The 12,032-nt window shown below is 41.0% G+C and carries 13 protein-coding genes; 9 read left to right on the top strand and 4 right to left on the bottom strand.

Annotation, left to right across the window (positions count from 1 at the left end):
- Window positions 1-38: 38 nt before the first annotated feature.
- Window positions 39-740: an SDR family NAD(P)-dependent oxidoreductase gene (locus LC608_RS04380; RefSeq protein ID WP_229552361.1), complete on the bottom strand. Its 702-nt coding sequence runs from the start codon at window positions 738-740 to the stop codon at window positions 39-41.
- Window positions 741-855: 115 nt separating this feature from the next.
- A complete protein-coding gene (locus LC608_RS04375; RefSeq protein WP_229552360.1) occupies window positions 856-1,083 on the bottom strand; it encodes a hypothetical protein in 228 nt (75 codons plus the stop codon).
- A 267-nt stretch (window positions 1,084-1,350) separates the two neighbouring features.
- On the opposite strand from LC608_RS04375, the gene LC608_RS04370 reads away from it, so the two are divergent.
- Entirely contained in the window at window positions 1,351-3,414 is a 2,064-nt protein-coding gene (locus LC608_RS04370; protein WP_229552359.1) for a cytochrome-c peroxidase, read from the top strand.
- A gap of 317 nt (window positions 3,415-3,731) precedes the next feature.
- Here LC608_RS04370 and LC608_RS04365 read toward each other — a convergent pair whose 3' ends face one another.
- Window positions 3,732-3,899 carry a hypothetical protein gene (locus LC608_RS04365; RefSeq protein WP_229552358.1) on the bottom strand — a complete coding sequence of 56 codons (168 nt, stop codon included), beginning with the start codon at window positions 3,897-3,899 and terminating at the stop codon, window positions 3,732-3,734.
- Between the two features lie 462 nt (window positions 3,900-4,361).
- Here LC608_RS04365 and LC608_RS04360 point away from each other — a divergent pair, with 462 nt between their 5' ends.
- The 5 genes from LC608_RS04360 to LC608_RS04340 all read left to right on the top strand — a co-directional run bounded on the left by LC608_RS04360 (window position 4,362) and on the right by LC608_RS04340 (window position 8,072).
- A complete protein-coding gene (locus tag LC608_RS04360) occupies window positions 4,362-4,712 on the top strand; it encodes a hypothetical protein (RefSeq protein ID WP_229552357.1) in 351 nt (116 codons plus the stop codon).
- Window positions 4,713-5,172: 460 nt separating this feature from the next.
- Window positions 5,173-5,409 (top strand): hypothetical protein, encoded by a 237-nt coding sequence (locus LC608_RS04355; protein ID WP_229552356.1) that lies wholly within the window; start codon window positions 5,173-5,175, stop codon window positions 5,407-5,409.
- Between the two features lie 694 nt (window positions 5,410-6,103).
- Complete coding sequence (locus LC608_RS04350; protein ID WP_229552355.1) at window positions 6,104-6,337, top strand: hypothetical protein; 234 nt, start codon at window positions 6,104-6,106, stop codon at window positions 6,335-6,337.
- Window positions 6,337-7,107 (top strand): response regulator, encoded by a 771-nt coding sequence (locus tag LC608_RS04345; RefSeq protein WP_229552354.1) that lies wholly within the window; start codon window positions 6,337-6,339, stop codon window positions 7,105-7,107. Before LC608_RS04350 ends, LC608_RS04345 begins: the two co-directional genes overlap by 1 nt.
- Window positions 7,104-8,072 (top strand): PleD family two-component system response regulator, encoded by a 969-nt coding sequence (locus LC608_RS04340; protein WP_229552353.1) that lies wholly within the window; start codon window positions 7,104-7,106, stop codon window positions 8,070-8,072. The genes LC608_RS04345 and LC608_RS04340 overlap by 4 nt, the downstream gene beginning before the upstream one ends.
- A gap of 42 nt (window positions 8,073-8,114) precedes the next feature.
- Here the strand turns inward: LC608_RS04340 and LC608_RS04335 are convergent, their stop codons facing one another.
- A complete protein-coding gene (locus tag LC608_RS04335) occupies window positions 8,115-9,251 on the bottom strand; it encodes a cob(I)yrinic acid a,c-diamide adenosyltransferase (protein WP_229552352.1) in 1,137 nt (378 codons plus the stop codon).
- A gap of 224 nt (window positions 9,252-9,475) precedes the next feature.
- Between LC608_RS04335 and fraC the strand changes: the two genes are divergently transcribed.
- From fraC to LC608_RS04320, 3 genes are all read left to right on the top strand, one after another.
- A complete protein-coding gene (gene fraC, locus LC608_RS04330; RefSeq protein ID WP_229552351.1) occupies window positions 9,476-10,015 on the top strand; it encodes a filament integrity protein FraC in 540 nt (179 codons plus the stop codon).
- 60 nt (window positions 10,016-10,075) lie between these two features.
- On the top strand, window positions 10,076-11,110 hold the full coding sequence (gene fraD, locus LC608_RS04325; protein WP_229552350.1) for a septal junction protein FraD: 1,035 nt from the start codon (window positions 10,076-10,078) through the stop codon (window positions 11,108-11,110).
- 107 nt (window positions 11,111-11,217) lie between these two features.
- The gene (locus tag LC608_RS04320) at window positions 11,218-11,997 is read left to right on the top strand and encodes an ABC transporter permease (protein ID WP_229552349.1); all 780 of its coding nucleotides are present in this window, start codon (window positions 11,218-11,220) and stop codon (window positions 11,995-11,997) included.
- Window positions 11,998-12,032: the final 35 nt, after the last annotated feature.

Below are 12,032 nucleotides of genomic sequence, written 5' to 3'. Positions count from 1 at the left end.
GCTTTTTCAAAGTAAAAAACTATAACGATAATTGATATCTAAAAAGAAATTACTGTACGATCCCGCAAAAACTTACCGTTTATATTGCGTGGAGCATTAGTAGCCAGCCAAATTGCAGTGTCGGCTCCTTGTTCTGGCTCTCGTGGTGCTGATGAACCACCCATATCTGTTCTGACCCACCCCGGGCAAATGGAATTGACGACGATCCCAAGGGATTGCAAAGCTTGTGCAAGCATGATCGTTGCGCCATTCAATGCTAGCTTTGATAGGCAGTAACTTGGGACATCGTAAGACAAGCCTCCTAATGCTCCATATCCGCTTGAAACGTTAATAATTCTAGCATCAGGGGATTTTTCCAACAGGGGTAAAAATGCCTGCACCATCCGAATTGAGCCAAAGGTGTTGGCATTCATTGTGGAATCCAGTAACTCACGGTCAATGGTAAGAATATTTACATCCTTGTCTGGATACACCCCAGCATTATTGATCAAAACGTCTAACCGATCAATTTTTTGGTGCAGGGTTTTTACTGCTTCATTGATAGAGCGATCGTCAGTGACATCCAATTCGACAGGAATTACCTTTGGTTGAAGCTTCTGGGCCGCAAGTTTTGCGTTATCAAGCGATCGCGAAGTGATAATTATCGAATAGCCTTTTGCTACTAGACCTTGAGCGATCGCAAACCCAATCCCTCGGTTCCCACCTGTGACTAATGCCCATTTGTCTTGCGTAGATTCCATTTTCTGTTCTCCCTTGTGTTAAGAATGCTTGCTTTTGTTGAATCAGCGAATAGCAAGTCGTTGGTTTGTGTATCGTGATTAATTGAAATTTCTATACAGTACCTACGTAATGCCTTCAAGAATCTAAAACAGATGTAATGCGTTTGTAGCGTTTACACTCTGTTGACCATTTGTTACATGCTTGTATAACTGTTTGTCTGTCTTGCTGTGATAAAAGCTTATCTGATTGACTGCAAGCTAAAATTTGTGCTGCTTTTCGAGCTTGTTCATATCCCACACCATATTTGACTAGTTCTGTATGGAATATTTTTTCTTTTTCCTCGACTGATATCTGAAAACTCAACAGACACTACGCTGTCAAATTATCAAACAGAATTTTTTATCAACTTTTGTAAATAATTGGTTGGTTCTGCATAAAACTTGTGTGCCGAATGTAAGTTATACAGGTACTTGCTTGACGAGTATTAATTGAGGTTTACTTGATCTGGCATTGCGTAACCATACAAAACTCATGGGAATTATACCAATAATAAGCTTAGTAACCTTTATTACTGGCTTATCAATTTACTTCCTACTGACCTCAAAAGGTCGAATTTTGCTCAAATCTTTGATGACAAAAATAAACTGCCAATGGTGGAGACTTGGCTTTGGCAAGCTTAACCAACTAGGAACAAGATTTTCCAAGACTATAGCAATTGCTGTGATTATTATGGTAGCAGTAATCGCTGGAAATAGTGTATCCGCGCAGGTTACGGGGTCGCCTCCAGTTTCGCTCAAGAGCGTATCGGTTCCAGAACCTGACAATCTTGGAGACTTTGTAAAAAATAAAGCAGCTGCAATCAAGTTAGGAAAGACTCTTTTTTGGGATATGCAGGTTGGGAGTGACGGACAGACCTCCTGTGCTACTTGCCACTTCCATGCTGGAGCCGACAATAGATCCATAAATCAGATTGCTCCTGGGCTTTTGCGAATTAACGCTGACCGTACAGAGAATCCAGATATAATTTTTAATATAGGCGGCGCGCCAAACTACCAGCTAAGAAAAGAAGATTTTCCCTTTCACAAGCTGTCAAATCCAAATGATTCTACGACTGTGGTATCTGACAGTAACGATGTTAGCTCCTCTCAAGGAGTCGCAAATACAAAATTTGTCGGTGTTATACCTGGTAGCTCAAGAGACCTAGAAACAAGTGAGCCAGATCCGGTCTTTAAAGTGGGAGGTATCAATGTGCGCCGCGTCCAGCCGCGTAATACGCCAACCGTAATTAATGCAGCATTCAACTTCCGCAACTTCTGGGATGGAAGGGCACAAGATATCTTTAATGGGGTGAATCCCTTCGGTTTAAGAGACTCTAACGCCTCTGTGGTGAAAGCAGAAAACCCAAATCAGCTTAAATTTGTCAAAGTCAGCCTGAATAATTCGTCTTTGGCTTCCCAGGCGGTCGGCCCGCCACTAAGTTCCTTCGAGTCGTCTGCTGATGGTCGCACTTTTCAAGAAATTGGTAATAAGTTTGGTCAAATTGACCTCAGCAAATTTATAGTTGTCAATGGTTCGCTGGAAAATATTCTGTCAATTGGGGGTACAAAGCTCCCCAGAGTCCTGGGGCAAAAGTTGTCTGGACTCACACCACTAGGCAAACAGATTGTGCATCCACAAGACAGCATTTTAGGTGCAGACAGTGGATATCCTCAACCCGGACTCAAGGATAAAACCTACGAGGATCTGATTAAAGATGCCTTTAAGCCAGAGTGGTGGAACTCTAATCAATTCATCCAAGTTGATGCTGAAGGTAAACGGACTTTTGTTAACAAACCTGATAACTCTTCCCAAACCGATGAGTACAGGCTGTTGGATTATAACTTCTCGCTATTCTTTGGGCTTGCAGTTCAGTTGTACGAGTCTACACTCATTGCCAACGATACACCCTACGATCGCTTCTTAGAAGGAAATACCACTGCCCTCACCGTGCAGCAGCAACGAGGCAAACAACTATTCGAGGGTAAAGCTGCCTGCATCTTCTGCCATAGTGGGTTGGAACTCACCAGCGCCTCGGTTAGCAACGTCAAAAACCAAAGACTTAGAGCCACTACCACCACTCCCAGAACCGTCTCGGACAGAGGTTACTTCAACATCGGTGTTAGACCCACCCTAGAAGATATCAGTGCTGGTGGTCGAGACCCATTTGGTAATCCGCTTTCGGAGTCGGGGGTAGCTGCTTTGGGGAAATTCCCACTACTTCTTGGTTCAAGCCCCAATATTACAGTTACTTCCAATGACAAAGTAGTTGCAGACGGACAGTTTAAGACTCCTGGACTACGCAATATAGAACTCACAGCTCCTTACTTCCACAATGGTGGCTATTTGACTTTGCCACAAGTGGTGGATTTCTATAATCGTGGTGGAGATTTCAGCCAGGAAGGGGTTCTCCGCCCATTGGGATTAAGCGAAACTGAAAAAGATGACTTGGTGGCTTTCCTGAAAGGACTCACTGATGAGCGAGTTGTCTCTGAGAAAGCGCCCTTTGACCACCCGCAACTGTTCGTTCCTAATGGACATCTAGGTAACTCTATGTATGTTGCCAATGATGGGACTGGCAAAGCTGCCGATAACCTACTAGAAATTCCTGCTGTAGGTAAGAATGGTGGTAAAGGTACTCCAAATTTCCTGAACTAAGTAGCAACTTGAGTTCGTCGCTCAGGTATCAGAGCAGGGGGAGATAAGCGAAAAAAATTACTTCCTTGTCCCCCTGATCTTTGCATACTTACAAACTGACGCTAATTTACCGCCGCTTGATGCGGAGTATGCACTCGCATTCATTTTGTATTTGGTAGAGATTTTTATCAGAAAAATGGGTTTAAGACCCTCACCGCACGATTGATAACACCCGCAAGGATTTTCACTTTAAGCAAGCTCACGCCCTTTGTGAATCTAGTGATATGGTCTTCATGGAAGATTTGGATTACCGGACTCTAGCAAAATGGATACACAGGTTACAGATGCTTGACGCGGGGTTTGGACAGTTCCGAAATTTTATCAAGTAGAGAAGCGATCGCAGTTCCGTATAAGCGATCGCTATAATTAATCCCTAACCACAGGGATTGATTATGACAATTATATTTGTCCCAGTAGTTTAATGATTGCAGTGCTAGCCCCCTCATCCCCCCGTCGCTCTTAAGACATAAAAAATAGGCAATTGTTCTACTTAGCCACAAGAGAACAATCACCTCAGTAAATGAGTGTTTTTACGTTTTCACTCGTAAATGCAAACTACAACGAGTATGTTATCAGCTTCACCTGAAAAAAATGTATTTAGCTTCATCTAATGGTAGCCCTTTCTTTAAAAATATGGGGATATTTATTAATTAAGTCTTTTAAAAATTAAATAATTTACGATTCTTATGTATACCCCTTAATTAATGACTGAAGCTCTTTAATAATAAATCAAACTATTAAAAATAATTAGCACTCAAGACTTATTAGTGCTAATTGCTGACTAAGGTTTAATGTTTATAATATAGAGATAAATTATACTTTTTATAGATGCTTTAGCTACTTCTTAGACGTTATATTAGAAAAAACTAAAGCTTTACTGCAATTAATTTAAAATTGGGAGTGGTAGCATGAAATATACTTTTGATATTGTCGGAGTATCTCCACTTTTGCAGTTTTTTAATCACCAACAGCAAAATGGGCAAAAACTACCCCGCCAAGGCGTGGAATACTTGGGAATGCATACCTGCACACTAGATACGTTTCTAGAATCAGTGGAATCAGTTCCAGCAAAGTGGGATTGGAATCTGGATCAAGTGGTAGATACCGTGATTCAGTTTTGGTTGAATAACTCAGACAGCATTCGTTATTGGAAAGTACGCTTAACTGATGCTGGTAAGGATAATTTATTAGTCGCAAGATTGGCGGATATAACCGCCTTACAAGCTGAATTTGAATCCCTACTAGATAAGGAGTGGTGAAGGAAGAGACAGGTAAAATTGAAAAAGAATTCAGGGGTGGAGCAACTCTTGCTCCGCCTTCAGTCAGAATGCACGCTTTTTTCTATTGTTTTCGTTTTTAAGTGCTTTGAGAACTTTGAGATATAAACTTTTTAATAGTATTTTTTAAGACGTTTGCGTTCATTTTAACACTGATACAGATTTTACTTATGTGTATGCATACAAATCATACAAACCCAATATTTGCCAAACTTTCTGCTTGAACATTGTTATGCCCTGGAAACAATTACAAATTAAGGCTTTGAGATTCATTGCCATCTGAAAATTCCAACTTAAGTGGTCTAAAATATAGCGCTCAGTGTTGACAATTTTTCAATAATCGAATAACAAGGTGGCAGCAGCATTAAAAAAAAGCGTTAGTGCATTCCTACCTAGAAACTAATTAACGCCCTTCATTAAACTTCATACGGTTAAGATAATTATGCCAGAAAATACGGATTACAAAGCTTCTAAATCAGACAATCAAGCTATTGCTTATAAAGAACGCCTCAATTCTTGGGCCATCGCTCGTCTACTTCCTAATACGCAACGGGAGATTGTTGCTCGCTTCCGCAGCCGTTCTGATGCCGAAGGCTATATGCGGCACCTCCCACAGCAAAAACCAAATGCTTCTTACATGGTTGTTTTTGATTGTCAACGCCAAGAAGCTGTGATTTAAGGTATAAGTATAGGCAATAAACCTATCTTGAAAGAGGGCAGTTTTCTGTAAGCTAGAACTGCCCTCTGCCTTCCTCGATAAAAAATTAAAAATGTGTAGGCGTAGCCCATCATTCGCGTAGCGTCTGTCTGCGACACGCTGCGCGAATGCAGACAAGACATCGCTTACAACTCCAGATTACAATTCACGCTTCACTTAAAAATTCTGGATGTTGTCAATAAGCATATCAACTTTTGTATTTTACGTTTTCAAATCCCAGTTTCCGAGCCAGTAAGCCTTTACGCGTAGAGTGTTAGTAAGCGAGTAACTTTAAGTTTATTCGCGTTAGTGGCACATTAGCGATCGCCACCGGAAAGGGCGGGTACGCCATCGCGATCGCGTCTCATCCAAAAGCCTATTACCGCAAGGTGGAAGTCAGCCCCTTCTCTGCGTTCCCTGCGGGACGCTGACGCGTAGCTTGCTTCCCCATTCGCGTGTCGCAGACAGACGCTACGCGAATGGGGAAGTCAAAAGAATTGTATTTAAACCTCTTGTGCCATTTTAAATGGTATATTTATTTCCGCCTACCTGTGCTAGTACAGACAATTTGCTGCTATCAAAAAAACGATAATTATAACCAGAAGTTATTAACTTTTTCTGACAAGATGATATCCAAATATCTAACCTATAAGTAAATTCCGTAATAGCTAATGATGTGATTGGGCAAAACTGCCGATTTTTGCAACGCATAGATAACCAGGAACCAGCACTCAATGAACTGCGCTCATCTCTTCAATCTGGAACAAGTTGCAAAGTTGTTCTCCGCAACTATCGCAAAAATGGCACTTTATTCTGGAATGAATTGAGTATAGTAATGGGGATCATCGACTACCACTGCGGATTCTTCTGGCAAAAGATACGATTGTCAATCAGAAAGTTGCCCTACTGATGCTCCAGAAAATTGGTTATGTGGCGGATGTCGTAACTAATGGGCTAGAAGTACTAAAGGCTTTGCAAAAACAGCCCTATGACCTAGTGTTGATGGATGTCCACATGCCCCAAATGGATGCGTTAGAAGCAACTCGAAGAATCTGTCAAGAATGGGGAGTGGGTTTTCGTCCCTATATCATTGTGATAACTGCCAATGCAATACGGGGCGATCGCGAAGTCTGTCTTGCTGCTGGTATGAATGACTACATTAGCAAACCCATTCAGCTTCAAGAGTTAGCTGAGGCACTCAGCAAATGCTCACCCCAAAGAAGTTCTGAATTCACCTCCAGAGGAAAACAAGATAAGGTGATGTGCTTAGAATTGCAACCTTCGCAAAATATCCTCCAATCAGAGCAAAACCAGACATCAAAAACCGCCAAAATCGATGCCAAAATTCTTCAATCTTTACAGGATATGCTCAGAGGAGATCGTGTGGCATTTGTTGAACTGATTGAGTGTTATCTTACAGAGGCACCGAGATTGGTGCAAGATATCAGCACAGCTATCACAACTCAGGATGCCCAGACTCTATTGAACACAGCCCACCAATTTAAGTCTAGCAGTGCTTCTGTTGGAGCGATCGCTCTATCACAGCTTTGCAAGGTGTTAGAAGCACAGGGATACAGCAGTAAATTAGAAAACACCCTAGAATTAATCTCACAACTATATCAGGAATATGAACAAGTTAAAGCTGCCTTAGAAGAAGAACTTGCGAAGGATGTACCATGAAAGCTGATGCTCAAGAAAGCCAATCTTTAGTTCTAATTGTTGATGATGAACCTTTTATGCGCCTGATACTGCGGCATTTCTTGGAGCGGGAAGGCTATCAAATAGCGGAAGCTCAAAATGGCATAGAGGCAATAAAAGTTTTTAAGCAATTGCATCCTCATATAGTACTTCTTGATGCCATCATGCCAGATATGGATGGGTTCGAGTGTTGCAGTCAGTTACAGAATTTTGATTGTAGCAAGTACACTCCGATTTTAATAGTTACAGGGCTTGAAGATCAAGTGTCAGTTGACCGGGCATTTGCTGTGGGGGCAATGGATTATGTTACCAAACCGATCCACTGGGCAGTTTTGCGACAACGGGTAAAACGCTTAATTGAGCAATCTCAGTTACAGAAAAAACTAGAAGCCGCTAATGTGGAATTGCAGCGATTAGCTACTATCGATGGATTAACTCAAGTAGCTAACCGCCGACGGTTTGAAGAGTATTTTAACCAAGAGTGGCAACGCATGAAACGGGATAAACGTCCCCTTTCCCTGATTCTTTGCGATGTTGATTTCTTCAAATTATATAACGATACTTATGGTCATCGGGTAGGCGATCGCTGTCTTCAAAAAATTGCTAAAACGCTCAAATATATTATTAAACGTCCCGGAGATTTAGTTGCCCGTTATGGCGGGGAGGAATTTGCTGTGATTTTACCTAACACAAACGCCGAGGGGGCGACTCATGTTGCCGAAAAAATTTGTCATGCTGCCCGAACACTAGCAATTCCTCATAAAAATTCCCAAGTTAGTCCTCATGTTACCCTGAGTGCCGGGTTTACAACAGAAATTCCTCAGCCAGATTCTGATATAGAAGAAATGATTTCCGCCGCAGATCGGGCGTTGTATCAAGCAAAAGCAGCAGGACGCGATCGCTTTGTGCAAAATATTCAACTACCAAAAAGTAAAAATTCCTCCTAGTGAGCCAAAACTCAGCTATTAGTCCAATGCCCCATTCCCGATTTAAAAATCTACCCCTCGTTTAAGTTCTACACCTTGATTGGCATAGTGTTTATGGCAGTAAACCTCAGAATGAACGCTAGCCAAGTCAAAGTACGCAGGTGGATTTTGGCAGCGACCGGTAATAATGATTTCGGTGTCGCGGGGTTTACGGAGTAAAGCTTGGACAATAGGTTCAACGGGGAGTAATTCTAAGTCAACGGTGGGATTTAGTTCATCGAGAATAATAGTTTTATATAATCCAGAGGCAATCGCAACTTTAGCAATTTCCCAACCCCTTTCGGCTTCTACATAATCTAATTCTTGCCGGGAATTTCGCCAGACGATCGCATCTCCACCGCAGCGCTGATGATCCACCACTTCTGGATATGACTGCTGTAAGGCAGCGATCGCAGCGTCTTCTGTGTAGCCACTACCACCTTTAAGCCACTGCATAATCAACACACGGGTAGACCCTGGATGATTGATTCCCCTACCAATGGCTTGTAAGGCTTTGCCCAAAGCACTAGTAGACTTGCCTTTACCAGCACCAGTATAAATTTCAATCCCTTCAAGGAAGAGAGCTTTAGCTGTTGGGTGGTGATGAGGTTTCATTTCTGAGTGCAAATCTGCAATATCAAGCAACCTTTGCGGTGCGGCGCGTCCGGTGGCGATGATTTCCAACTCTTGGGGTTTAGATTTTAATGTCCGTACCACTTCATCTACTGGTAGCAAACCCAAATCCAGAACTGGGTTAATTTCATCCAAGACAACAACTGAATATAAACCACTAGCGATCGCGCCTTTAGCTACATCCCAACCCCGCATTGCTTCATCTCGGTCAAAAGTGGTAATTTCCTCATGACCAAAAAATTCGGCTCTCCCAGTGCGAACCTGGTCAATTAAATGAGGAAACCCACGTTGTAAAGCTGCGATCGCGCCATCTTCGTCATAATCACGTTCAGGCCCTTTTAAAAACCGCAGCAGTAAAACGCGGTTAGAATTGCTAGGCATATTGATCCCCAAGCCAATAGAGCGCAAAACCACGCCCAAAGCTGCTTGAGACTTACCTTTACCCAGTCCATCGTAGACGTGAATTTGGCCGACGAGCCGTTCTTGACGCACTTGTGCCGTGCGAATACCAATACCGTTCCTTGTCATTTCTCGAAAAGCTATAAGTGGCAGTCTTTAATCTTACCTAACGTCTTGTAATCTTAGGTAGAGAAACTGCTCCTCTCATGCATCCGTATAATGTATAAATAATATCGACAATATTATATTGGCACACCAACATAGTAAAGGAAAAAAACAATCAGATAATTTCCACCATCACTCTCACTATCCCAGTTATACTCTCTACAGTTAACCCTTACCCTTGACCATTTATGCCTGAAAATTGGATGCTTCCGAGGATTTTTCCTATTGGTGGAATTTTGTTTGACTTTTTATTTGTACTGATTGCCATCCCCATTGAAGCGTATGTTTTGCACAATCGACTAAAATTTGACAAAAAAACTAGCATTTTTTATGCTATCTCTATGAATCTGTTTTCTAGTGTAATTGGTTGGGTCATATTTTTTGTAGTAGAACCAATGTTGCCGATACATCTGAAATCAGAATTAATTAGCTATATGTTTTTTAATAATTTTAAATCAGCAAATACACAAAGTTTAATAATTTTAACTGCTTGTATAATTTTCTTTGCTACTTTTATAATGAAGTTTTTCATTTTAAGGGTATTACTATTATCATTGACTGAACCAGTTGCTAAAAAACAAGAGGAACCTCAAACATCTCAAAGGCGGCGATTGCGTGGTTTTAGCACTGCTAAATTACAAAGTACTAATTTAGTCGTTACTACATTAATTGCGAATTCTCTAAGTTTTAGTGCTATAACCATTATTTTATTCTTTCGCTCCAAGTAGCAAGAACTTACTTTATTTAAAAGAACACTAGTGATTGATTAATCAGGTGGAAGGGAGAATATGAATACGTTACTTAAAGATGTATTTGGGGTTTTTAAATTTGCTGAAGGGCTTTATGCAGGAATTAGAAAAGTATTAGTCCCACCTAAAGCTTATTCTTGGCAAACATTTATTTATTTGAGTGTTTTTTCTTGGGTAGTTTCATTTTTTGCTATAGGTTATATAAAAGATATAATTGCCTTTTTCGGTTGGTTATTTTTAATTGCTGGCACAGCTTGGTATACAACTGAAGATCCTTTGAGAGTTCCTGGTACTTTTATGCCAGTCGGGGCAGTGATCACTGGATTTTTGGTGAGTGTTTTTGCATTTGGAAATCAACAAGATGTCATTACACCAAGAACAATAGTTTTTTGGCCGACAATTTCAGCGCTAATTACGGCTATACCAGAATTTATTGAAGGAAATGATACCGATGCAAAAGCTCGAATTCCTAAACCAGAAGACCGCCAAAGAATCATAATTTTAGTTGCTAGTAGTATGCTGCTAAGTTGCTGGATTCAGTTTCACTTTGTGATGAATAATTGGTTCCAACAATATCCTACTTTGCAAGCAGACACTTTTAAAGGTAGTACCGTTCTTGTCAGTACAGAAAAACGCCTAAAAATCCCACGAAACGGCGCTATAATTCTAGAGAAACTTCAACCAATAGTAGTAGAACAAATAGCCCAAAGACCTTGGTCGGAAGTGGAGAAATGGCTGATCCCGAAAAAAGATGTCGAACCTCGGGTAGTAACTCTGGGTAGGGAAGTAATTCAAAAGAACTTGGGTAAATACGAAGAGAAGGAACTATGGCGTGTTGAACCGCGTGTAGCTAATACTAAGTCTGGATATATATTAGATTTATTAAGCATTTGGATGGGCCCGAGTTCTAACCCACGGGGCTATTACTTGAAAAAATCTTGTCGCATTGAACCAGTTGCTGCAACTAACAATTCAGACAATAAAATTACAGTTGCAGAAATTGAATGCGATCCCGGCAGTAAACTTTTTGGTGGAACACCGCCTTTGCAGCAGGGGGAGGAGCAGGGGAGATGAGGGAGATGAGGGAGCAGGGGAGGCAGGGGGAGAATAACTATTGATTGATTTTTGAGCCATGCCTAATTCCCAATGACAAAGGACAAATGACAAATAACAAATAACAAATGAGTATTAACAGAATTTTTGTATTGGCAAAGAATGTGTTTCAGGAAGTGGTACGCGATCGCATCCTATTTATTATTGGTTTTTATGCGCTGATAATCGCCATTGCTTTCCGTGTCCTTCCTGAATTTGCAGCAATGGCTGAAGAAAAAATCTTTTTAGACTTTGGGATGGCGGCGATGAATGCCATCGGGTTAATTGTGACGATATTTATTGGTACGGGACTGGTTAATAAAGAAATTGAAAAACGCACTATTTTGGTATTAATTGCTAAACCTGTCAGCCGCAGCGAAATTATCGTCGGCAAATACTTGGGTTTATCCGCAGTATTAGCTGTGCTTGTCGCCACAATGACTGCAATTTATCTAGTATTTGTGCAATTTGGTAACATTTCTCATTCAACCACCAGCATTTTAATTGCTGCAATTTTTTTATTTTTGCAGTTGTCATTAATCACGGCTGTGGCTATTACCTTCGGTGTTTTCACTGCTTCTTTACTGGCGACTGTTTTAACCTTTGCACTATATTTAATCGGAAACATTACTCCCGATTTAGTACAACTTGGTCGTCTGAGCCGTAACCCTGGTATGGAAAGTCTAACTCAAGGTTTGTTTCTCATCTTACCAGATTTATCTCGATTAGATTTAAAAAACGATGCTGTTTATGGTCTGCAAGCACTACCTGACACAACTGCATTGATTACAAATGCTGGCTATGGCTTACTTTATAGTGCTATGTTGTTAGCGATCGCTATTTTTATCTTCTCACAACGTGAATTTTAGTCATTGGGGCAAACAGAAAGTTATTCTCTCCTGAC

This window comes from Nostoc sp. XA010 (genome assembly GCF_020829625.1).
Taxonomy (GTDB): domain Bacteria; phylum Cyanobacteriota; class Cyanobacteriia; order Cyanobacteriales; family Nostocaceae; genus Nostoc.
The sequence above is the reverse complement of the archived record's forward strand: the minus strand, read 5'-3'. Positions and strand labels throughout refer to the sequence as shown.